The organism is Pantoea sp. CFCC18177 (assembly GCF_059412425.1).
Genome location: NZ_JBNBPL010000030.1, coordinates 46,766 through 66,496, shown reverse-complemented (window position 1 = coordinate 66,496; position 19,731 = coordinate 46,766). Strand labels below are relative to the sequence as shown.

The 19,731-nt window shown below is 52.8% G+C and carries 27 protein-coding genes and 3 tRNA genes; 27 read left to right on the top strand and 3 right to left on the bottom strand.

Features of this window, described 5'->3' with window-relative positions:
- Positions 1-83: 83 nt before the first annotated feature.
- The 20 genes from ACPUC8_RS22940 (at position 84) to ACPUC8_RS22845 (ending at position 11,860) form a co-directional block, all read left to right on the top strand.
- Entirely contained in the window at positions 84-686 is a 603-nt protein-coding gene (locus ACPUC8_RS22940) for a hypothetical protein (protein ID WP_494927421.1), read from the top strand.
- Positions 687-718: 32 nt separating this feature from the next.
- Complete coding sequence (locus tag ACPUC8_RS22935) at positions 719-898, top strand: hypothetical protein (RefSeq protein WP_494927420.1); 180 nt, start codon at positions 719-721, stop codon at positions 896-898.
- Positions 895-1,038 carry a hypothetical protein gene (locus ACPUC8_RS22930; protein WP_156138052.1) on the top strand — a complete coding sequence of 48 codons (144 nt, stop codon included), beginning with the start codon at positions 895-897 and terminating at the stop codon, positions 1,036-1,038. The genes ACPUC8_RS22935 and ACPUC8_RS22930 overlap by 4 nt, the downstream gene beginning before the upstream one ends.
- A complete protein-coding gene (locus tag ACPUC8_RS22925; protein ID WP_494927419.1) occupies positions 1,035-1,352 on the top strand; it encodes a hypothetical protein in 318 nt (105 codons plus the stop codon). Before ACPUC8_RS22930 ends, ACPUC8_RS22925 begins: the two co-directional genes overlap by 4 nt.
- Positions 1,352-2,200, top strand: a complete 849-nt coding sequence (gene bet, locus ACPUC8_RS22920) for a phage recombination protein Bet (RefSeq protein WP_058973979.1) — start codon at positions 1,352-1,354, stop codon at positions 2,198-2,200. Before ACPUC8_RS22925 ends, bet begins: the two co-directional genes overlap by 1 nt.
- Complete coding sequence (locus tag ACPUC8_RS22915) at positions 2,197-2,877, top strand: lambda exonuclease family protein (protein ID WP_494927418.1); 681 nt, start codon at positions 2,197-2,199, stop codon at positions 2,875-2,877. Before bet ends, ACPUC8_RS22915 begins: the two co-directional genes overlap by 4 nt.
- Before the next feature lie 15 nt (positions 2,878-2,892).
- On the top strand, positions 2,893-3,522 hold the full coding sequence (locus tag ACPUC8_RS22910) for an ASCH domain-containing protein (RefSeq protein WP_494927417.1): 630 nt from the start codon (positions 2,893-2,895) through the stop codon (positions 3,520-3,522).
- Complete coding sequence (locus ACPUC8_RS22905; protein WP_494927416.1) at positions 3,522-3,866, top strand: hypothetical protein; 345 nt, start codon at positions 3,522-3,524, stop codon at positions 3,864-3,866. The genes ACPUC8_RS22910 and ACPUC8_RS22905 overlap by 1 nt, the downstream gene beginning before the upstream one ends.
- Positions 3,856-4,401 carry a hypothetical protein gene (locus tag ACPUC8_RS22900; protein WP_494927415.1) on the top strand — a complete coding sequence of 182 codons (546 nt, stop codon included), beginning with the start codon at positions 3,856-3,858 and terminating at the stop codon, positions 4,399-4,401. Before ACPUC8_RS22905 ends, ACPUC8_RS22900 begins: the two co-directional genes overlap by 11 nt.
- Positions 4,401-4,856 (top strand): hypothetical protein, encoded by a 456-nt coding sequence (locus ACPUC8_RS22895; protein WP_494927414.1) that lies wholly within the window; start codon positions 4,401-4,403, stop codon positions 4,854-4,856. Before ACPUC8_RS22900 ends, ACPUC8_RS22895 begins: the two co-directional genes overlap by 1 nt.
- Positions 4,857-5,039: 183 nt before the next feature.
- On the top strand, positions 5,040-5,252 hold the full coding sequence (locus ACPUC8_RS22890; RefSeq protein WP_494927413.1) for a DUF2767 family protein: 213 nt from the start codon (positions 5,040-5,042) through the stop codon (positions 5,250-5,252).
- Between the two features lie 2 nt (positions 5,253-5,254).
- Complete coding sequence (locus tag ACPUC8_RS22885) at positions 5,255-5,497, top strand: DNA polymerase III subunit theta (protein ID WP_494927412.1); 243 nt, start codon at positions 5,255-5,257, stop codon at positions 5,495-5,497.
- Entirely contained in the window at positions 5,494-5,985 is a 492-nt protein-coding gene (locus ACPUC8_RS22880) for a DUF5405 family protein (RefSeq protein ID WP_494927411.1), read from the top strand. The genes ACPUC8_RS22885 and ACPUC8_RS22880 overlap by 4 nt, the downstream gene beginning before the upstream one ends.
- On the top strand, positions 5,969-6,202 hold the full coding sequence (locus tag ACPUC8_RS22875) for a DUF4060 family protein (RefSeq protein ID WP_494927422.1): 234 nt from the start codon (positions 5,969-5,971) through the stop codon (positions 6,200-6,202). Before ACPUC8_RS22880 ends, ACPUC8_RS22875 begins: the two co-directional genes overlap by 17 nt.
- The gene (locus tag ACPUC8_RS22870; protein ID WP_494927410.1) at positions 6,199-7,071 is read left to right on the top strand and encodes a phage N-6-adenine-methyltransferase; all 873 of its coding nucleotides are present in this window, start codon (positions 6,199-6,201) and stop codon (positions 7,069-7,071) included. Before ACPUC8_RS22875 ends, ACPUC8_RS22870 begins: the two co-directional genes overlap by 4 nt.
- Complete coding sequence (locus tag ACPUC8_RS22865) at positions 7,068-8,813, top strand: DNA cytosine methyltransferase (protein ID WP_494927409.1); 1,746 nt, start codon at positions 7,068-7,070, stop codon at positions 8,811-8,813. The genes ACPUC8_RS22870 and ACPUC8_RS22865 overlap by 4 nt, the downstream gene beginning before the upstream one ends.
- Complete coding sequence (locus ACPUC8_RS22860; RefSeq protein ID WP_494927408.1) at positions 8,810-9,043, top strand: hypothetical protein; 234 nt, start codon at positions 8,810-8,812, stop codon at positions 9,041-9,043. The genes ACPUC8_RS22865 and ACPUC8_RS22860 overlap by 4 nt, the downstream gene beginning before the upstream one ends.
- Before the next feature lie 168 nt (positions 9,044-9,211).
- The gene (locus tag ACPUC8_RS22855) at positions 9,212-9,451 is read left to right on the top strand and encodes an excisionase family protein (protein WP_494927407.1); all 240 of its coding nucleotides are present in this window, start codon (positions 9,212-9,214) and stop codon (positions 9,449-9,451) included.
- Between the two features lie 55 nt (positions 9,452-9,506).
- Positions 9,507-10,799 (top strand): tyrosine-type recombinase/integrase, encoded by a 1,293-nt coding sequence (locus ACPUC8_RS22850; protein WP_494927406.1) that lies wholly within the window; start codon positions 9,507-9,509, stop codon positions 10,797-10,799.
- A 272-nt stretch (positions 10,800-11,071) separates the two neighbouring features.
- Complete coding sequence (locus tag ACPUC8_RS22845; protein ID WP_039335803.1) at positions 11,072-11,860, top strand: C40 family peptidase; 789 nt, start codon at positions 11,072-11,074, stop codon at positions 11,858-11,860.
- Positions 11,861-11,926: 66 nt separating this feature from the next.
- Here the strand turns inward: ACPUC8_RS22845 and cydH are convergent, their stop codons facing one another.
- The gene (cydH, locus tag ACPUC8_RS22840) at positions 11,927-12,016 is read right to left on the bottom strand and encodes a cytochrome bd-I oxidase subunit CydH (RefSeq protein WP_097119278.1); all 90 of its coding nucleotides are present in this window, start codon (positions 12,014-12,016) and stop codon (positions 11,927-11,929) included.
- A 274-nt stretch (positions 12,017-12,290) separates the two neighbouring features.
- On the opposite strand from cydH, the gene purR reads away from it, so the two are divergent.
- Positions 12,291-13,316: an HTH-type transcriptional repressor PurR gene (purR, locus tag ACPUC8_RS22835; protein ID WP_039335801.1), complete on the top strand. Its 1,026-nt coding sequence runs from the start codon at positions 12,291-12,293 to the stop codon at positions 13,314-13,316.
- On the opposite strand, the gene punR is transcribed toward purR, so the two are convergent.
- Positions 13,313-14,224 (bottom strand): DNA-binding transcriptional activator PunR, encoded by a 912-nt coding sequence (gene punR, locus ACPUC8_RS22830; RefSeq protein WP_494927405.1) that lies wholly within the window; start codon positions 14,222-14,224, stop codon positions 13,313-13,315. The genes purR and punR overlap by 4 nt on opposite strands.
- Positions 14,225-14,332: 108 nt before the next feature.
- On the opposite strand from punR, the gene punC reads away from it, so the two are divergent.
- Both punC and cfa read left to right on the top strand, forming a co-directional pair.
- Complete coding sequence (gene punC, locus ACPUC8_RS22825) at positions 14,333-15,535, top strand: purine nucleoside transporter PunC (protein ID WP_494927404.1); 1,203 nt, start codon at positions 14,333-14,335, stop codon at positions 15,533-15,535.
- A gap of 309 nt (positions 15,536-15,844) precedes the next feature.
- Positions 15,845-16,993 (top strand): cyclopropane fatty acyl phospholipid synthase, encoded by a 1,149-nt coding sequence (gene cfa / locus ACPUC8_RS22820; RefSeq protein ID WP_039335795.1) that lies wholly within the window; start codon positions 15,845-15,847, stop codon positions 16,991-16,993.
- A gap of 49 nt (positions 16,994-17,042) precedes the next feature.
- Here the strand turns inward: cfa and ACPUC8_RS22815 are convergent, their stop codons facing one another.
- Entirely contained in the window at positions 17,043-17,687 is a 645-nt protein-coding gene (locus ACPUC8_RS22815) for a riboflavin synthase (RefSeq protein WP_039335793.1), read from the bottom strand.
- A gap of 198 nt (positions 17,688-17,885) precedes the next feature.
- Here ACPUC8_RS22815 and ACPUC8_RS22810 point away from each other — a divergent pair, with 198 nt between their 5' ends.
- The 4 genes from ACPUC8_RS22810 (at position 17,886) to ACPUC8_RS22795 (ending at position 19,659) form a co-directional block, all read left to right on the top strand.
- Positions 17,886-19,259: an MATE family efflux transporter gene (locus ACPUC8_RS22810; RefSeq protein ID WP_494927403.1), complete on the top strand. Its 1,374-nt coding sequence runs from the start codon at positions 17,886-17,888 to the stop codon at positions 19,257-19,259.
- 154 nt (positions 19,260-19,413) lie between these two features.
- Positions 19,414-19,490, top strand: a tRNA-Val gene (locus ACPUC8_RS22805).
- Between the two features lie 3 nt (positions 19,491-19,493).
- Positions 19,494-19,570 (top strand) — tRNA-Val (locus ACPUC8_RS22800).
- Between the two features lie 12 nt (positions 19,571-19,582).
- Positions 19,583-19,659, top strand: a tRNA-Val gene (locus tag ACPUC8_RS22795).
- Positions 19,660-19,731 lie beyond the last annotated feature (72 nt).

The following is a 19,731-nucleotide window of genomic DNA, read 5'->3' as shown; positions in this document are numbered from 1 at the left end:
GTACGACCACACAAATTCAACGGCGGACTGTCGCCGGCTGAAAAAGAGAGGCAAACGCAGAAAAACCTCTGGCGGTGTCCGAAATGATTAGACCACTACAAGTGCAGAAGTTGGAAGCCGCGGTAATCGTAGCCAGGCAACGTGAAGACCAGGCCGCCGAACTCGAACGCCTCCGTAAAGAAGCGGAAGAGAAAGCCCGCCGCGATCACGAAGAGAAGCTGAAGCAGGAAGCCGCTGAAGCTGCCCGCCGTGAAGCAGAACAGAAAGCACAGGTTGAACGTGAAGCTGCCGAACGTCGCGAAGCAGATTTGAAGGCCAAAGCAGAACAGGCAGAACGTGAACGTATCGCCGCACAGGAACGTGCAGAGCGCGAAGCCAGGGAAGCGCAGGAGCGCACCGCACGACTGGCGCAGGAAGCGCGTGAGCAGGCTGAACGCGATAAGCAGGCAGCCATCGCCGAAGAGCAGCGCAAAGCCAAAGCGGCGGAGGATGCCCGCCTGGCTGAAGAGAAACGCATCGCCGACGAAGCCGCCAAGCGAGCAGCAAACGAAGCACACCGCAAAGCAGTCGGCACCGCCGTAGTTAACGCGCTGATCGCTAACGCTGGCCTGTCACGCGAAGCAGCTATCGCCACTCTGGTAGCGCTGAAAGACGGCCTGATTCCTCACACCACCATCAATTACTGATCACCCAATCTAACTAACACCAGGAGTTACCCATGCAATTTGCAACTGCTGGGGCTGCCCACATGGGTAGCTCCCCTATTACCACGCCTGTATCAAACCAGTTCGCATTCAAACTGACCGGGGCTGACGTTATGCACTGGCAGCCTAAAAGCCGCTTACAGCAACTTTGGGAGCGTCTGGTGGAAGTCATCACGCAGGACGGCAACCCATGAAATCAGAACAAAAAGCCGAGCAGTACCAGAAACAACAGGAAACTTGGGACCGACAGCGCGCCGAGCTGCTGAAACGCTCCAACGGCTTCACCTTCATCAACGCGTTTTTGCAGCGCCTGATCATGGGGGAACGCAAATGAAATTCCGCCTGCACACGAAAGACGGCAAAGAGGTTCAGGCCATTGCCAACAGCCTGCCAGATGACGAACTGCAGATCATCGCGGCGCGGGTTGACGACATCATGAGTAAGCGCGGCATGAGCCCTATTGTGGCGCCAGCCTGCGCATCGATGCTTCGCCACTTCGACCATGAAACCATGGGCATGTTTGACATGGATGATGAGCTGGAAATGGCAGCTGATGCATTCATGCGAGACATGATGATCACCGCCGCGAAGCGCGAGCGGGCAATTGAAATCTGGAAGCACAAACACAGTTACGACGAGGTGGCCTAATGTCAGGTGAATTAACCATCACCGCCAGTGTTCTGGCAGAAAAAGGTATTGATGTGGCGACGTGGAGCGCCCTCAAAAACAGTATTTACCCAGGCGCTAAGGAAGAGTCAGTAATGATGGCACTGGATTATTGCCGAGCGCGCCAACTCGATCCTCTCTTGAAGCCTGTTCACCTTGTACCGATGAGCGTTAAAGACCAAAAAAGCGGTAAGAACGAATGGCGTGATGTTGTCATGCCTGGCATCGGGCTATATCGCATTCAGGCTGACCGTTCAGGCGATTACGCTGGCGCTCATGAGCCAGAGTTTGGGCCAGATGTCACCCAGACGCTCAATGGTGTTGAGGTCACGTTCCCGCAATGGTGCAAGTACACCGTATGTAAACGAATGCCAAGCGGTGAGATCGTCGAGTTCAGCGCAAAGGAATATTGGACAGAGAACTACGCCACTGCAGGCCGCGACACCTCCGCACCGAATGCTATGTGGAAAAAGCGACCATATGGACAGTTATCAAAATGCGCCGAAGCGCAGGCACTGCGTAAGGCTTGGCCTGAGATTGGTCAGCAGCCAACAGCTGAAGAGATGGAAGGCAAGACACTGGATGTCAACGACGTGCGCGAAGTTACCTCACAGCGTGTACTGGAATCACAGGCGTTAATGGCTAGTAGTGCAACGCTTCAGGCAATCAGCGACCTTCTGATGAAACTCGATAAAGATTGGGATGATGATTTCCTGCCTCTCTGTCGTTCCATCTTCAAGCGTGAAATTTACGAAGCCAACCAACTAACCGAAGAGGAAGCGCAGAAAGGATTTAACTTCCTCACTAAGCGCGCACCGGAGGCGGCATGACACCCGAAATTATCCTTGAGCGCACAGGGATTGATGTGCGAAATGTCGAACAAGGCGGAGAAGACTGGATGCGTCTTCGCCTTGGGGTGATCACCGCCTCTGAAGTTTCAAACGTGATCGCCAAACCACGAAGTGGCACCGCATGGACTGAGATGAAGAAATCGTACTTCCACACATTGATCGCCGAAGTTTGTACCGGCGTATCACCGGAGGTAAATGCAAAATCTCTGGCGTGGGGCAAGCAGCACGAAATGGACGCGAGAACGCTGTTTGAATTCACTTCAGGTGTTCAAGTTTCAGAAGCACCGATCATTTACAGGGATAGTTCGCTGCGCACCGCATGTTCACCAGACGGGCTATGCAGTAATGAGTTCGGCCTTGAGCTTAAGTGCCCTTTCACCTCCCGAGACTTCGTTAAATTCCGCCTTGGTGGTTTCGATGCCATTAAGTCTGCATACATGGCGCAGGTGCAATACAGCATGTGGGTAACGGGTAAAAACGCGTGGTTCTTTGCTAATTACGACCCTCGAATGAAGCGCGAAGGCATTCACCACGTCGTTGTAGAACGTGATGAAAAGTACATGGCTGATTTTGATGAGCAGGTGCCAGATTTCATCGAAAAAATGGATTTGGCACTCGCTGAAATTGATTTCGCATTCGGCGATCAGTGGAGATAGCTAAGGAGAATCAACATGCGTGAACGTGGAATTATTTTTAACGACGAAATGGTTCGTGCAGTTCTGGAAGGCAGGAAGACGCAGACGCGCCGGGTTATGAAGGTGCAGCCTGAAGTTATCCCGGAAGAAGCTGAGTGTGGCAATCCGGGTTTATGGATTCCGTTTAATGAAGGCAAAACGATGGTGCGAAATGAGGACATGTACATTGCCTGCCCGTTCGGTTTGAACGGTGATCGCCTGTGGGTGCGTGAAACAGCTCGTTGTGAATGGCAGCGCTCCGACTTCAAAAAACCCACCCATGAGACAGGTGTGATTTATCGCGCTGACGGGAAATCCCAATCATTCCGCGCATCAGAGCAGCACAAAATGTTCCCACGGCGAGATCGGACCACCAGCGGCGAACTTGCATGGCACCCATCCATCCACATGCCGCGCTGGGCTTCCCGCATAACACTGGAGATTATCGGCGTTCGTGTGGAGCGCTTGCAGGATATCAGTGAGGCTGACGCGATTGCTGAGGGTGGTACGCCTTACTTCAACATCGATTGGTTTTCAGGTCTATGGGCAGCTATCTATGGCGTTGAAAGCTGGCAGGCTAACCCTTGGGTGTGGGTGATCGATTTTAAGCGCGTGGAGGATGAGTGATGAGTAAGTATCGCAAAGGAATAGCATATCTGCGAGCTATCAAGCCCACCGACAAAGCCAATGACTTCCGCACAGCGTTGCGTATGGCAACTTTAACCGACAAAAGCGTGTGGAAGCACCCGGAGCACATTAAACCGGTAGTGCTGGTCCAGCATGGCGTTAAGGGCGTAGCTGCCGTCTTCATGAATGAGGACGAAGCGATGCGCAGCATGATGGTGCGAGGAAAACCCCGTCGTAACTCCCGTCATAACCGCAATCGCGGTCTGCGAGCCACGAAAGCAGATTACCGCAAAGCGTGGCGAAAACTCCGTTTCAATGATGCGAGGTCAACCAATGAACAGTAACCAGATGATTAGCGATGAGCGCTTGGAGCAGTTCGCACACGATAAGCGCATGTGCAATGTCACTGCAGAAATAGTCTCAATGGCTATGGAACTGTTGGCTCTGCGTAAGTCGTTAACGCAGCCTATTGTGTGGATTCATCAAACCACTGGCGCAAAGCTAAATAACTCAGCGATGTGTGACGTGAGAAAGCAATCAGGCGTGTGGATACCACTGGTTAGAGAGCCAAATCAACGCTTATTGAAATGCAGTACATCCACCAGCGATGAACGTGTAAGCCAGCGTTGCAAGTTGCCTGAGGGGTTTGTTGCGGTACCGCGACAACTGACAGCAGAGAACGGCACTAAGCATGCTCTCTCTGGTGAGTTTTTTGTAGCTCACACAGTCGCTTGCCCGGAGTGTGTAGGAGGAGGATGTGAAGGTTGCGGTAATAAAGGCCAGTGGGAAGAGACCATCATGATCGACTGGCCGACCATTAAAGAAATATGGCGTAGAGGTATCGACCACTTCGAAAATTACGTAGTGGAGGGTGAGTAATGTTTGAATACGTCAACCAGCATTACGGCGTGAATGCCTGCGTTGGCCGCCGGGTAGTGGCATATGGTAAGCCGGGTGTCATCGTAGAAGACTTTGGGCACCACATCGGCATCTTACTTGATGATCAGCCGCTGGCTGAGCCGGGCCGCTATCACCCGATTGATGGCATTACCTATGGCGAAGTCGTGGAATACAGCCCGCCGAAACTACCAGCCAGAAAGCAGCGTTCGAAGCAGAATTACCGCGACTTCATTCGCGCTGATTACGGTCACGACTTCTGTGATTGGTTGTGCATCAACATGCCTCGAGTGGATTCAGACGGCAGGGGCAATTACCGCATGTCTCGCCGGGATCATTTCGGGATAAGAATTCAGGGTGAATGGTGCAAAACTAAAGGGGAAGCTAAAGCCAGTTACAAGGCAGCGCTGAAGCGCAGCAAGGAGAGAGCATGCTAATCGGCTTCGTCCTCATCCTCTCCTCAGCCACCAATGCAATGCCCGTCAGTGAACGCATCTATCACGACAAAGCCGCGTGTGAGCAGATCAAATCGCTCATACTCGAGCGACGCCCCACGGCGCAACTTATCTGCTCCCCTGTTTACCGATAGTGGCGATATACTCCTACCAGGGGGAATCGCCATGTCTGAATTCGATGAACTGTCTGATAAGTTTTACGACGAAGCATGCAGAATCGTCGGAGAGTGCTGCTTTGCGCTTGCCAATAATGGCGCTGAAACTGACCGGGCCCAGCTCGTTCATCAGCTAAAGCGTTTGCACTGGCAGATCATGGAACAAACAAACGAATCCCACCTTGGTATATTGCTCGCCATAGAGCAGCTATCTAAGGAGTAGTCATGCCCCATAATCTGGCGGAACGCAGCAGAGAAGAACGCGACAAGATAAACGTGGATCTCGCCGCTTCTGGCGCTGCTTACAAAGAGCGCATGAACCTGCCGGTAATCGCCATGGAAGTGGAGATGCAGCAGCCTGAAGCGTTGCGCGAATACTTCAAAGAGCGCCTGCAGCATTACAGGAATGTCGCGTTGCAGTTCCCGCGCGGCAGTGACCCGGTTTATCAGAAGGAGGAAGGGAAGTGAAAGTTAAGGTAGCAGAAAGACACAATGTTATCAAGAATTCCAGAGCCTCAGCCTGGACGGAGGCAACTTCGTTGATTTTTACTATACCGGCCGTGATGGTGCGGGATATTTATTCTCAACAAGGCCATAAAAATCAAATTAACCAAACCTGCTCCGGCAGGTTTTTTTACGCCCAAATTTCGGAGATACCCATGGCAGCCAAGCGCAGTCTCAACATCAAACTCGGCGAAAAATACACGATTGAGGGCGGTTTAAACGACTTCATTCTCTATGTCACCAACATCGTCCAGCATGGCAAAACTGCCGGTCAGGAAACAAAACAACGCATCGGTTACTTCTCGAAAATAGAGCACCTGATCCGCGCAGTGATTAATCACGAAATCCGCACCGGGGAAGCACAAACGCTTCAGGAGATTCAGCAGCAGATCACCGCCATATCTTTGTGGTGCGAAAAGGCATTCGAAAATGTCACTGAAGCAGGTAATTAGAGGCGACAAAGAGCCCGCCCACCTCGTCGCCGCCAACAAAGCACTGGATGCACACCAAGCCAGGTATGGCGAGGGCAATAAGCACCACCCCATCAGATATTCCATCGCCTACCGCGGCAAACACTATCAGATCGAAGTCATCACCCGGCGTACCACCATGGCAGCGACGGTGATTACCGGTGCCCGCAGCCTCAGCCGATTATCGGAGTTCGCATGACCAATCCATATGTTGCGGCGCTGGAAGCGCTGCGCGCCCAGCCTACCCACAAGCTTAAGCAGGTCGGCGACCAGTGGCGCACCCCTGATCAAATATGGTGGGGCATCAATTCGCTGTACGGCCCTTTCGTTCTCGACCTGTTTGCCGATCGCGAGAACAACAAATGCGAGGCGTATTACACCGCCGAAGATAATGCGCTGACGCAGGACTGGTCAGCACGCCTGGCGGAACTGAACGGCGCCGCATATGCAAACCCGCCCTACAGCCGCGCCAGCGAATACGATGGCCAGTACATCACCGGCATGCGCCACATCATCGCCCACACCATGGCAATGCGTGAGCTGGGCGGGCGCTATGTCTATTTCATCAAAGCGGCAACCGCCGAGACGTGGTGGCCGGAAGAAGCAGATCACGTTGCCTTTGTTCGCGGGCGCATCAGTTTCGATTTGCCAGAATGGTACCGGCCAGAGGAAGGCCAGCCAGCAGAATCATCAGCCGGGTTCGGCGCGGCGATCGCGGTGTTCGATAAGAACTGGCGCGGCCCGAAAATGGACTATGTCAGCCGGGAAGAGCTGGAGATGCGCGGCTCGGCAATGATGGCGCAGATTAAGCGCGCGGCAGGCAAGATGGCACGACAGATTCAGCCGCAAAATATTCCAGAAACTATTCCTGAAACAGCTAACCGCGTCTGGCCCGTAGAGGTCACGTTAATTGCCAAGCAGATCCCCGCGCTTCATTCAATTGAAGAAGGCCACCATCAGAAGGTGATGCAGCACATCAACCGCATGCTGCTTGAACGCCACCCGTCAGCAGAAATCATCACCGCAGCTCAGTCGTTAACCGCATCGTTTGGAGAACACGCCCTATGAGGGAAATCATCGTCGATAACTTCGCCGGCGGCGGCGGCGCCAGCACCGGTATTGAAATGGCTACCGGCCGCAGCGTGGACATTGCGATCAATCACGACGAAAACGCAATCGCCATGCACACCACCAATCACCCGGACACGCTTCACTACTGCGAATCGGTGTTTGATATTGACCCGGTTGCAGCGACCGCTGGCGCACCGGTTGGGTTGGCGTGGTTCTCTCCGGACTGCCGTCACTTCAGTAAGGCCAAGGGCAGCAAGCCAGTGAAGAAAGAGATTCGCGGCCTGGCATGGATTGTCATTCGTTGGGCACTGGCGAAGCGCCCGCGCGTTGTGATGCTTGAGAACGTGGAAGAATTCAAAACATGGGGTCCGCTGCTGGAAAGTGAAGACCGCCCGGATCCGGCGCGCGCGGGAGAAACCTTCGCGGCATTCGTGGGTATGTTGAGCACCGGCGTTGCTGATGATCACCCGGCGCTGGATGAGGTTTGCGATTTTCTGCAGATTGGCCGCCACAGCGCCGACGCCCGCCGCCTGGTGGCCGGGTTGGGTTATGCGGTCGAATATCGCGAGCTACGCGCCTGCGACTATGGCGCACCGACCATTCGCAAACGCTTCTTTATGGTGATGCGCTGCGACGGGCAGCCAGTAACGTGGCCAGTGCAATCGCATGGTGATCCGAAAAGCCTGGCGGTTCAGTCAGGGCACCTTAAGCCGTGGCGAACAGCTGCTGAATGCATCGACTGGTCAATTCCCTGCCCCAGCATTTTCGGGCGCAGCAAACCACTGGCCGAAAACACGTTGAAGCGAATTGCGCGCGGCATACAGCGCTTCGTGATCGATAACCCGACGCCATTCATCGTGAAGTGCAACCACACCACCAGCAAAGGCGGTTACGACTGCTTCCGGGGCCAGTCTCTTGACGACCCACTCCAGACGATTACGCGCAAGCATGGGTATGCCGTTGTAGCGCCGATTTTTGCAGGTACCGGCGGGTCAACGTTCCAGATGAAACCGCGCCCGGTTGATAAGCCGTTCTTCACGCTACTGACGCAGAATCGAACCAATGTTGTCTGCCCGATGCTCGCGCCAGTCATCTCGCGGCAGTTCGGCAATAGCGTTGGCCATCCGGTTGATGAACCATCAGGCACAGTTATGTCGAAAGGAGGCGGTAAGAGCGCGTTGGTCACGGCGTTTATGGCTAAGCACTTCGGCGGCAACTATACCGGCCCCGGCGCCGCGATGGATGCGCCAGCGCATACCGTTACCACTACTGATCATCACGCGCTTGTCACCTCCAACCTCATTAAACTGCGCGGCACCTGCAAAGACGGTCAGCGCACCGACACGCCGATGCCAACCATCACTGCCGGCGGCCAGCATGTCGGCGAGGTGCGCGCTTTCCTGATGAAGTACTACGGCAATGAGAAAGGCGGCGTTGGCCTGACTGAACCGCTTGGCACCGTCACCACCAATGACCGGTTCGGCCTGGTCACGGTTGACGGCACGGATTACCAGATAGTCGATATCGGTATGCGCATGCTGCAGCCTCATGAACTCTACGCGGCTCAGGGTTTCCCTTCCTGGTATGTGATTGATCAGGACTTTCGCGGCAAGAAATACGCCAAAGACAAACAGGTTGCCCGCTGTGGCAACGCGGTACCGCCGCCATTCGCAGAAGCGCTGGTACGCGCCAACCTCCCCGAAATGTGCTCACCTCTCGCCCAGGAGAAAATCGCATGATGTCACCACAAACTGAAAACGCGCTCCGGGCGGTAGCGCGCAAATGCCGGTCAGATATTTTGGCGGCGCTGAAAGGTAAGCCGCGATCGGAACGCGACAGCATCATCACCGCCATTCTCGATCGCCACGCAAAGAGCATCGACTGCCTGCCGCCAAACACGTTCCGGCCAAAGGCATGGCTGATTCACTTTGTTCGGATCATCGATAAAGAAGTAAGGTCTGCGAAATGACCGCCACCTCCGAAGAAGCCGACACGGGCTGGATTCTCACGAATCTGGCCCTTTTTATTGCCCTGCTGCTGGCGTGGCTGTGGCCGCCGAAAGAGTGAATTTTGCCATATAGCCACATCCCACCCGATTAACCACTTTTGTTGTCATATACCAACATCCGGAGAGCCAATGGAAACCATCATTCAAATGGTGCCCAATGAATGGGTATCTGAAGACTTGCTCATCGCACTTACTGGCCTGAAGCCAGGAACAATTACCCGCGCACGAAAAAAATCCTGGTTAATGGGCCGGGAGTACAAACACATATCTCCCGAGAACGACCCGAAGCCAACCAGCGAGTGCATGTATAACCGGAAAGCCATTGATGCGTGGATCGCCACGCAGAAACATCCAGATCCATCAGCGTGACCAGAAGAAAGGAAATCGTTATGCTTGAATCGCTCCTGGACGTCCGGAGGGAAAAGTGAATAAAACTTCATACCCAACAGGCGTTGAAAACCACGGCGGATCACTCCGCATCTGGTTCCTGTACAAAGGCCAGCGCGTCAGAGAAAACCTTGGCGTGCCTGATACAGTAAAAAATCGAAAAATCGCAGGTGAGATGCGCTCCTCAGTCTGCTTTGCAATAAAAATGGGGAACTTTGATTACGCCGTTCAGTTTCCAAACTCAGTGAATCTGAAACGATTTGGCGTTGAGAAAAAGGAAATTACCGTCACGGAGCTTGCGCAAAAATGGATCGAGCTTAAAAGCATGGAAATCAGCGCGAACACCCTTCATCGATACACCTCGGTGGTGAAGAACATCGTCCCGCTGATTGGTGGCAAAAAGTTCGCCTCTGCTGTGACGAAGGAAGACCTGCTGATTCTGAGAAAGGAGCTTCTCACTGGTTATCAGATCATGACCCACTGCCGGACGAATCTGATTAAGGGCAGAACTGTGCCCACGGTCAACTATTACATGACGGCAATTGGTGGCATGTTTCAGTTTGCCGCGGATAATGGATATATTGCAGCAAACCCCAGCCTTGGCATGAAGCCGCTGAAGAAAGCCAAGGTAGATCCCGACCCACTAAGCAGCGAAGAGTTCAGCCGGTTTATAGATGCATGCCCTACCCGGCAGGCTAAAAACCTGTGGACCATTGCTTGTTACACGGGCGTTCGTCACGGTGAGTTGATTTCTCTGGCGTGGGAGGATGTGGACTTGAAGGCGGGAACGCTAACGGTGAGGCGCAACCTGTCTCTGATAGGTGAGTTTACGCTACCAAAGACAGAAGCAGGAACCGACAGGGTTATTCATCTTGTTGAGCCAGCTATGCGAGCCTTGAGGGACCAGGCGGAGCTTACCCGGCTAGGTAAGCAACACCAGGTTGAGATCAAACTGCGGGAGTATGGCCGGACAACCACTCACCCCTGCACGTTTATTTTCTGCCCTCAGAAAACACCGAGAGCTGCAGTAAGAAAGGATCACTATGCGGTCGGTTCACTTCGTACCATGTGGGAACCCGCGTTGAAACGGGCAGGATTACGATATCGTAAAGCGTATCAGTCTCGCCACACTTTCGCATGCTGGATGCTGTCAGCCGGAGCTAACCCGACTTTCATTGCTTCTCAGATGGGCCACGCAAGTGCACAGATGGTTTTTCAGGTTTATGGTGGCTGGATGCCTGAGAACAGTGCGGACCAGGTGGAGCACATAAACAGGAAATTAGCCCTGAATGTCCCATACATGCCCCATAAGGTTGCCAGGGGTGATTGATAAGGATTTAAATCAGTAAGTTACAGGTATACTTTTTTCATATCATTAAAAGGCATGAACAAATTAATAATTAGCAATAGTTTCGCTGCGTTAACCAGCTGAAATTGCTCATTAAGGCGACAGAATAAGCCGTGTAACAGATTAATAGAAAAAGGCCTTACCTTTTGGAAAAAAAGTGGATTAGAATCACTTCGGCGCTGATCGTTGATCAGATTTCTCTTACGTAGCCGCGGCCTGTTTTTTTATCAGACTGCTTAACCTGTAACCGGACTATGCGTTTACTGATTACGCTTATCATACTGGCTTTCGCCCAACTGTTCGTTAATGTGGCCTCTGCTTCACCGCATGCGCCTGTTAACGCCAGTTTGCATAATGCTGAGAAAAAAAGCGCGCGCGAAGATGAGCGCCGCAAGCGACGTCCGGTGAAAACCACGGCTAAAAAGTCTCGCCTGTCTACTACGGTGCAAAAACTCAAGCTGAAGAAGCAAAGCAAGACAGAAACCGCGCTGCACAAAACCACCCGTAAGAAATCCCTGCTGAAATCGCCAGCAAAGAAATATGGCCATCAACGCTTAGCCAAAAAAACGCGTGAAGTCGATGATGAAGCGCTGGAGCTGACCGGCATTCGCATGAGCAAATCACACCGCCAGCGTTATCAAAAGGCGCGTGAAACAGCGATGACCAAATTGATGGGCCAGTTGGGCAAACCTTATCAGTGGGGTGGCACCTCGCCGAATACAGGTTTCGACTGCAGTGGTCTGGTGTGGTACGCCTACAAAGATTTAGTCAAATACAAATTCCCGCGCACTGCGAATGAGATGTATCACTTGCATGATGCCGCGCCGATTAAGCGTCAGATGCTCGAAAAAGGCGATTTAGTCTTCTTCCGTATTAATAATCGTGGCACTGCCGATCACGTAGGTGTCTACCTTGGTAACGGTAAATTTATTCAGTCACCGCGCACCGGTAAAGACATTCAGATTAGTGCGTTGGGTGAGGATTACTGGGAGAAGCATTATGTTGGTGCACGCCGCATGATGACGCCGAAAACCATTCGTTAGTCGTTGCGCAACGTATAAAAAAAGCCGGATGCTTTCACAGCACCGGCTTTTTTTATACGCTTTTGTTTAATGCAGGATGGCCGTAAAGCTGAACGCAATAATCATTAACAGTGCGCCAACCGTGGTCATCAGGGCCAGCTTCAGATCTGTACTCATCACTACTCCTTAGTCACACTTTTATTAGGGTTAAAACAATTTTCGCACAGCGTCAGGCAAAAATCTCGTGTTATCCGCGCCAGCTTGCTAGAATCGCCGCCTTTCGTTGCGCAACCCATTTTGCGCATGCTGTATTTACAGCCTGCTGAAGCGATTTTTCCTGCCTGAACAGGCAGCGTTGACCCAAATTTTCGGGTGCAAAACCCTTCGCAGACGCAAACGTTTAACAATATACTTATCAGTACGTTGCGATAAGCCGGGGAGTACCTTTTTCATGGCCACAATTAAAGATGTAGCAAAACGCGCGGGTGTCTCCACCACCACGGTTTCGCATGTCATCAACAAAACGCGTTTTGTCGCAGAAGAGACGCGTAACGCCGTTTGGGAAGCAATTAAAGAATTGCACTATTCCCCCAGCGCCGTTGCGCGCAGTTTGAAGGTCAATCACACCAAGACATTGGGATTGCTGGCGACTTCAAGTGAAGCTCCCTACTTTGCTGAGATCATTGAAGCGGTTGAGAATCACTGCTTCGAGCGCGGCTACACATTAATCCTTGGCAATGCGCACAACGACCTGCAAAAGCAGCGTGCTTATCTCTCGATGATGGCGCAGAAGCGCGTCGATGGTCTGTTGGTCATGTGCTCCGAATACCCAGATGACCTGCTGCAAATGCTGGAGGAGAATCGCAATATCCCGATGGTGGTGATGGACTGGGGTGCTTCGCGCGGTGACTTTACCGATACCGTGCAGGACAATGCTTTCCATGGCGGTTATTTGGCTGGGCGCTATTTGATCGAACGTGGTCACCGCGATATTGGCGCGATCCCGGGACAACTTGAACGCAACACGGGCGGTGGACGCCACGCTGGCTTCTTGCAGGCAATGAATGAAGCCGGGGTCACGGTGCGGCCAGAGTGGATTGTGCAGGGTGATTTTGAACCCGATTCAGGCTATCAGGCGATGCAACAAATCTTGAATCAGAAACAGCGTCCAACTGCCGTATTCTGTGGTGGCGATATCATGGCAATGGGTGCGATTTGCGCAGCCGATGAGATGGGCTTGCGCGTCCCGCAAGATATTTCCGTGATCGGGTACGATAACGTGCGCAACGCGCGCTTTTTCACACCAGCGCTCACCACCGTGCACCAACCGAAGGCTGAGTTGGGTGAGAAAGCGCTCGAAATGTTGCTGGATCGCATCACCAGCAAGCGTGAAGAGCCACAAACGATTGAGGTTCAACCGACCTTGATTGAGCGCCGCTCCGTTGCCGATGGCCCATTCCGCGACTATCGCCGCTAACCTCGCGTTTCGCTGAGCCATTCGTGGTTCAGCGTCTCTGCATCACCCAGATAAGCCAGAAGCCAATCCAACGCGGGTGATGCTCGCTGCTCTGACCAACTGACACAGCAAGGGCTGTCAGGAAACGGCTGCGGCAGTGGCAATTCCACCAGCGTGCCTTGATCCAACAGTGGCCGCGCTAAATGCCCTGGCACCATGCCGACACACAATCCCGCCTGCAAACAATCCATTCCGGTTTCCCACTCCGGCACCACCAAACGCCGCTGATTGTCCAGGGTCCAGGTCATACGTCTGGGTAATGCGCGAGACGTATCTTCCAGCACCAGCGATGGCCAGGCACGCAATATTTCATCATTTAATTCTGTATTGTTGACCAACGGATGATCGGGACTGACAACGCAACGCCAGTTTAAGGCCCCCATATCCTGAAAGGCGAAACGCCCGCCAACCGGAACCGCCTGCGTTGCGCCAATAGCGACATCAACACGCCCGTCGGCCAGCGCATCCCAGACACCGTTGAACACTTCGTAGCTGATAATCAGCTCCATATCCGGGAAATGACGGTAAAAATCTTTCACCAGTTGTCGGGTGCGCTGGGGTTTGACGATGCAGTCCACCGCGATGCTCAACTGTCCGCGCCAGCCGTTCGCCAACTGTTGGCACTGCCTGCGCGTTGCAAGCATTTTTTTGATAACAGATCGCCCTTCACGGACAAAGTGCTCACCAGCTGGTGTTAAGACGACTTCACGATGCTGACGTTCAAACAACGGAACCGCTAACCAGGTTTCCAGTTGCCTGACGGTATAGCTGACGGCAGAAGGCACACGATGCAACTCTTGCGCTGCCGCGCTGAAACTGCCGGTGCGCGCCACCGCATCTACTACTTCCAGTGCATGCTCAGACCACATGGATTTGCCTTCAAAATTTTTAACAGCAGATTGCAAATATTAGCGTTTCACAAACCATAACGCACTCTTTTACACTCCCCGGCGTTCAATCTGCCAATGAGAATCACTATGTTGTCTTCAAAAGGATTTCTGCCCTACCTTGCCTTGCTGAGTATGCTCGGCTTTCTCGCCACGGATATGTATCTGCCCGCTTTTGGTGACATGCAACGCGATTTTGCCACGGCTCCGGGTACGATCAGCGCCAGCCTTAGCCTGTTTCTCGGTGGGTTTGCCTGTGCGCAGGTGTTTTGGGGCCCCTTGTCGGATCGCTTTGGTCGTAAACCAATTCTGTTGGCAGGATTGACACTTTTCGCCTTGGGCTGCCTTGGCATGTTGTGGGTAAGAGATGTAAACCTGATGCTGGCATTGCGCTTCGTACAGGCTGTGGGCGTCTGTGCGGCGGCCGTGAGCTGGCAGGCACTGGTGGTGGATCGCTACCCGAAAGCACAAGCCAACAAAGTGTTTGCCACCATCATGCCTCTGGTCGCGCTCTCGCCAGCTTTAGCCCCATTGCTGGGTGCCTGGCTAATGGGACACTTCCATTGGCGCAGTATTTTTATCGCGCTCACAGCGATCACCGTTTTGCTGCTCATTGGCACCCTGCAACTGACTGCCCGCAAAAAGGGTCAGGCTGCAAAGGTTGCGCAACCTGGCTGGCTCACGCTGCTGAAGACCCGCGTATACAGTGGCAACGTGCTGATTTACTCAGCCTGTTCTGCCAGTTTTTTCGCGTGGCTAACCGGTTCACCTTTTATTCTCGCCTCAGCAGGGTTAACACCCGCAGACATTGGCTTGAGCTATATCCCACAGACCATTGCTTTTCTGATTGGTGGCTTCGGCTGCCGCGCGTTGCTCAATCGTTATCAGGGTGCGCAACTTCTTCCATGGCTGCTGGTGGTGTATAGCCTGAGCATCCTCAGTCTGTTTGTGGTCGCCATGCTGCCTGCTCCATCATTAGTGGCATTATTGCTGCCTTTCTGCGGCATGGCGCTGGCAAATGGCGCGATTTACCCGATAGTGGTTGCCAGTGCTTTGGCCCCCTTCCCTCAGGCCACAGGTAAAGCGGCGGGTTTACAGAACCTGTTTCAACTCGGCCTGTGCTTTATTGCCAGTCTGCTGGTATCCGCCGGATTAGCACAAGCGCTGCACAATACGACCCTCGTGATGGTGGCAACGGTCGTGCTGGCATGGGCTGGCTTTATCTGGCAGCGTTCGCCTTGCGCACAAAGTGATGTTGCTCACAACTCTCGTCCCTGCGAAGATAATCACTAACGAAATAACTTTCGTTAGCATACTAACGATAACTCGTTGAATATTGCCCCACGTGAGCATATACTCGGTGGGTCAGCATTTCCGTAACAAATCAATAACATAATTGTATTAATTTTAAGCGACTCTGTCGCTGGGATGGCGTCTGCACGATCTTCCTCTCCTGATTTGTGCCAGACATTTCTATTCAGATTCATACCTCTGTAAAACGTCGGCTATGTGGCGCACGGATTTTCCGTGAGTTCTCTCACAGGCCTGGGGAAATTGACTATTATTTCCTCAGGTTCAAATCGGAAAGGTGATGGAGAAGCTATGAGTTCATCGTGTATAGAAGAAGTGAGCCTTGAAGAAAACCACTGGTTTCGTATCGTCAGCGAATTACTGGAACGCGCTGATGTTACCATCAATGGCACACGCCCCTGGGATATTCAGGTTAAGCACCCTGATTTTTTCAAACGTGTTTTGCAAGAAGGATCGTTGGGTTTAGGTGAGAGTTATATGGACGGCTGGTGGGATTGCGAACAGCTGGATGTATTTTTCCATCGCGTACTGAAACAACATCTGGACAAACAACTGCCTCACCATTTCAAGGATACGTTGCGCATTGCTGCCGCGCGATTGACCAATTTACAGTCGAAAAAACGCGCATGGATTGTTGGTAAAGAACATTACGATCTGGGCAATGACCTTTTTTCGCTGATGCTCGATCCTTTCATGCAATATTCCTGCGGTTACTGGAAAGATGCGGAGACGCTTGAACAGGCGCAATACGCCAAATTAGATATGATTTGCCGCAAATTGCAGCTCGAACCGGGTATGACACTACTGGATATCGGTTGCGGATGGGGTGGACTGGCGGAGTTTGCCGCGCGTCACTATGGCGTGAAAGTTCATGGCGTCACCATTTCCGCTGAGCAGCAGAAACTGGCCCAGCAGCGCTGTGAAGGCCTGGATGTCACCATTCTGTTGCAAGACTACCGCGATTTGAATCTGCAATTTGACCGTATTGTTTCTGTTGGGATGTTCGAGCACGTGGGGCCGAAAAACTATGCCACTTATTTTGACGTCGCTGATCGCAACCTCAAACCAGACGGCATATTTTTACTGCATACCATTGGTGCCATCACCACGGATATGAATGTCGATCCGTGGATTGATAAATACATTTTCCCGAATGGCTGCCTGCCTTCTGTGCGTCAAATTGCTGATGCCAGCGAGAAACATTTTATTATGGAAGACTGGCACAACTTTGGCGCTGACTATGACACCACGTTAATGGCCTGGTATGAACGTTTCCAGGCGGCCTGGCCGCAGCTGTCAGAGAAGTACGGCGACCGTTTCAAACGCATGTTCAGCTACTATCTCAACGCCTGCGCGGGTGCTTTCCGTGCGCGTGATATTCAGCTGTGGCAGGTGGTATTCAGTCGCGGGAAGGATGGCGGTTTGCGTGTAGCACGTTGATTGTGCGTGAAGCAAAAAACAAAGGCGCCGCGGGCGCCTTTTTTCTCTCTTATTCCGCGTCGTCGAGGTGAGCTAACGCTGCTGCTTCACGTTGCGCCAATACGCGCTCAACGGTTTCGACAATCGCCTGCGTGTGCGGGTCGATCTCAATGTTGACCTTATGCCCCAGCTTTTTGGCTCCCAACGTGGTGCGTTCCAGCGTTTCCGGAATCAGGTGCACGCAGAATTTGCTTTTCGTCACATCCCCAACCGTAAGGCTGATGCCGTCGATGCCCACAAAGCCTTTATGCAGGATATATTTCATTTGCGACGCATCCTGCAATTTAAACCACACTTCACGGTTGTTTTCTGACTGGATAATTTTGCAAATTTCAGCCGTGGTCATAATATGGCCGGACATTAAGTGACCGCCAATTTCATCGCTGAACTTCGCCGCACGCTCAATATTCACGACATCGCCAACCTGTAATTCACCCAGGTTAGTAATGCGCAATGTCTCTTTGATCAAATCGAAACTGACGCGATCGCCCTCAATCGCCGTCACGGTCAGGCAGCAACCGTTATGCGCAACCGATGCGCCCAGTGCCAGACCGGGCAACAACTCTTCCGGCAAACGCACAATATGGGTACGAAACAACTCTTTTTCTTCAACGGCGATAATTTCGGCCGTGCCCTGCACAATCCCAGTAAACATAATCTCAGCCTTGGTGAAGTTTGCCGTAGTTTATCACAGCTTGGCCTGCGGCGTTTAATTTGCCGGAGTTCAAACTTTACACAAATAACTTAACAAAATGCGATCAAAGTTTGGTGGAACAGAGTGCTCCCGTTACACTATGCCGCGCATTCTCTGGGGATTTCACCCCACTCTCTTGATAATTTAAGCAGGTGTTACGTGCAGAAGTATTTAACAGAAGCGCGTCAATTGCTGGCCCTCGCGATCCCGGTCATCCTTGCTCAGGTGGCTCAGACAGCGATGGGTTTTGTGGATACCATTATGGCCGGTGCGGTAAGCGCCACGGATATGGCCGCCGTTGCTGTCGGCACCTCTATCTGGCTTCCCGCCATTCTGTTTGGTCATGGTCTTCTACTGGCTTTGACGCCAACCGTTGCGCAACTCAACGGTTCAGGGCGACGTGAACGCATCGCAGAACAGGTACGCCAGGGGTATTGGTTAGCCCTGGCCGTGGCGTTGCTGATCATGATTGTGCTGTGGAACGCGGGTTATCTCATCCATGCGATGCATGATATCGATCCGCAACTGGCAGCTAAAGCAGAGGGGTATCTGCACGCCTTATTGTGGGGCGCGCCTGGCTATCTCTTCTTCCAGGTCGCTCGCAACCAATGTGAAGGTTTGTCAAAAACCAAACCGGCGATGTTACTCGGTTTTCTGGGCCTGATGGTGAACATCCCGCTGAACTATGTCTTCATTTATGGCCATTTTGGCATGCCCGCGCTCGGCGGTGTCGGTTGCGGCGTAGCAACAGCCTCGGTGTATTGGGTGATGTTCATTGTGATGCGCTTCTGGGTGAAACGCATGGCCAGCATGCTCGATATTCGCATGAACACACGTTGGTCCGCGCCTTCAAAAGCCGTGCTATCGCGTCTGTTCACGTTAGGTTTACCTGTGGCGTTGGCGCTGTTCTTCGAAGTGACCCTGTTCGCCGTTGTGGCGTTGCTGGTTTCGCCGTTAGGCATTGTTAAAGTTGCGGGGCACCAAATAGCGCTGAACTTCAGTTCGCTGATGTTTGTGTTGCCACTATCACTCGGCGTGGCAACCACCATCCGTGTCGGTTACCGTTTGGGGCAAGGCTCCGCAGATCAAGCACGTGTGGCGGCGTGGACCGGACAAGGTGTGGGGATCAGCATGGCCGCGATCACGGCGATCTTCACCGTGACATTCAGAGCAGATATTGCGGCGCTTTACACCGCGAATCCTGAAGTGATTACGCTCGCAGCCCAGTTAATGCTGCTGGCCGCGATATACCAGTTCTCCGACTCTATTCAGGTGATCGGTAGCGGGATTCTGCGTGGCTATAAAGATACGCGGTCGATCTTCTTCATTACCTTTATTGCCTATTGGGTGCTGGGATTACCCGTCGGCTACATTCTGGCGTTGACGGACTGGGTCGTACCTAAACTGGGTCCGGCTGGATTCTGGTGTGGATTCATTGTTGGCCTGACATCCGCCGCCATCATGATGATCTGGCGAATTCGACGTTTGCAGCGCCTGCCTGCACAGGTCATTTTGGCACGTGCAGCGCGCTAAGTGGCTGAAGGGGCCGTTATTTGGCCCCTTCTCGCTTAAAAAAACAGCGGGTCGCACAGATGCTGGTCAGTCGTCATGGAAATTCATTTTTTCCCTTGCCAGCATCGCGGCCTGCCGTTAATATTCGTCCCCGCTGTCGCCCTGACAGCATGTTGCGCTCTTAGCTCAGTTGGTTAGAGCACCACCTTGACATGGTGGGGGTCGATGGTTCGAGTCCATTAGAGCGCACCAAGTGCGTCCGTAGCTCAGTTGGTTAGAGCACCACCTTGACATGGTGGGGGTCGGTGGTTCGAGTCCACTCGGACGCACCAAATTTCTGCAATGCGCTCTTAGCTCAGTTGGTTAGAGCACCACCTTGACATGGTGGGGGTCGATGGTTCGAGTCCATTAGAGCGCACCACTTTTCGTATTCTCTCTCTTTGCGCAACACCCCTTTCCTTGATCTGAATCGTTTTCTCTCTTAGCTTTTATA

What these genes read in the sequence shown, in the direction of transcription:
- ACPUC8_RS22940 (WP_494927421.1), top strand. Translation starts at nt 84, where the DNA reads ATGATTAGACCACTACAAGTGCAGAAGTTGGAAGCCGCGGTAATCGTA.
- ACPUC8_RS22935 (WP_494927420.1), top strand. Translation starts at nt 719, where the DNA reads ATGCAATTTGCAACTGCTGGGGCTGCCCACATGGGTAGCTCCCCTATT.
- ACPUC8_RS22930 (WP_156138052.1), top strand. Translation starts at nt 895, where the DNA reads ATGAAATCAGAACAAAAAGCCGAGCAGTACCAGAAACAACAGGAAACT.
- ACPUC8_RS22925 (WP_494927419.1), top strand. Translation starts at nt 1,035, where the DNA reads ATGAAATTCCGCCTGCACACGAAAGACGGCAAAGAGGTTCAGGCCATT.
- bet (WP_058973979.1), top strand. Translation starts at nt 1,352, where the DNA reads ATGTCAGGTGAATTAACCATCACCGCCAGTGTTCTGGCAGAAAAAGGT.
- ACPUC8_RS22915 (WP_494927418.1), top strand. Translation starts at nt 2,197, where the DNA reads ATGACACCCGAAATTATCCTTGAGCGCACAGGGATTGATGTGCGAAAT.
- ACPUC8_RS22910 (WP_494927417.1), top strand. Translation starts at nt 2,893, where the DNA reads ATGCGTGAACGTGGAATTATTTTTAACGACGAAATGGTTCGTGCAGTT.
- ACPUC8_RS22905 (WP_494927416.1), top strand. Translation starts at nt 3,522, where the DNA reads ATGAGTAAGTATCGCAAAGGAATAGCATATCTGCGAGCTATCAAGCCC.
- ACPUC8_RS22900 (WP_494927415.1), top strand. Translation starts at nt 3,856, where the DNA reads ATGAACAGTAACCAGATGATTAGCGATGAGCGCTTGGAGCAGTTCGCA.
- ACPUC8_RS22895 (WP_494927414.1), top strand. Translation starts at nt 4,401, where the DNA reads ATGTTTGAATACGTCAACCAGCATTACGGCGTGAATGCCTGCGTTGGC.
- ACPUC8_RS22890 (WP_494927413.1), top strand. Translation starts at nt 5,040, where the DNA reads ATGTCTGAATTCGATGAACTGTCTGATAAGTTTTACGACGAAGCATGC.
- ACPUC8_RS22885 (WP_494927412.1), top strand. Translation starts at nt 5,255, where the DNA reads ATGCCCCATAATCTGGCGGAACGCAGCAGAGAAGAACGCGACAAGATA.
- ACPUC8_RS22870 (WP_494927410.1), top strand. Translation starts at nt 6,199, where the DNA reads ATGACCAATCCATATGTTGCGGCGCTGGAAGCGCTGCGCGCCCAGCCT.
- ACPUC8_RS22865 (WP_494927409.1), top strand. Translation starts at nt 7,068, where the DNA reads ATGAGGGAAATCATCGTCGATAACTTCGCCGGCGGCGGCGGCGCCAGC.
- ACPUC8_RS22860 (WP_494927408.1), top strand. Translation starts at nt 8,810, where the DNA reads ATGATGTCACCACAAACTGAAAACGCGCTCCGGGCGGTAGCGCGCAAA.
- ACPUC8_RS22855 (WP_494927407.1), top strand. Translation starts at nt 9,212, where the DNA reads ATGGAAACCATCATTCAAATGGTGCCCAATGAATGGGTATCTGAAGAC.
- ACPUC8_RS22845 (WP_039335803.1), top strand. Translation starts at nt 11,072, where the DNA reads ATGCGTTTACTGATTACGCTTATCATACTGGCTTTCGCCCAACTGTTC.
- cydH (WP_097119278.1), bottom strand. Translation starts at nt 12,016, where the DNA reads ATGAGTACAGATCTGAAGCTGGCCCTGATGACCACGGTTGGCGCACTG.
- purR (WP_039335801.1), top strand. Translation starts at nt 12,291, where the DNA reads ATGGCCACAATTAAAGATGTAGCAAAACGCGCGGGTGTCTCCACCACC.
- punR (WP_494927405.1), bottom strand. Translation starts at nt 14,224, where the DNA reads ATGTGGTCTGAGCATGCACTGGAAGTAGTAGATGCGGTGGCGCGCACC.
- punC (WP_494927404.1), top strand. Translation starts at nt 14,333, where the DNA reads ATGTTGTCTTCAAAAGGATTTCTGCCCTACCTTGCCTTGCTGAGTATG.
- cfa (WP_039335795.1), top strand. Translation starts at nt 15,845, where the DNA reads ATGAGTTCATCGTGTATAGAAGAAGTGAGCCTTGAAGAAAACCACTGG.
- ACPUC8_RS22815 (WP_039335793.1), bottom strand. Translation starts at nt 17,687, where the DNA reads ATGTTTACTGGGATTGTGCAGGGCACGGCCGAAATTATCGCCGTTGAA.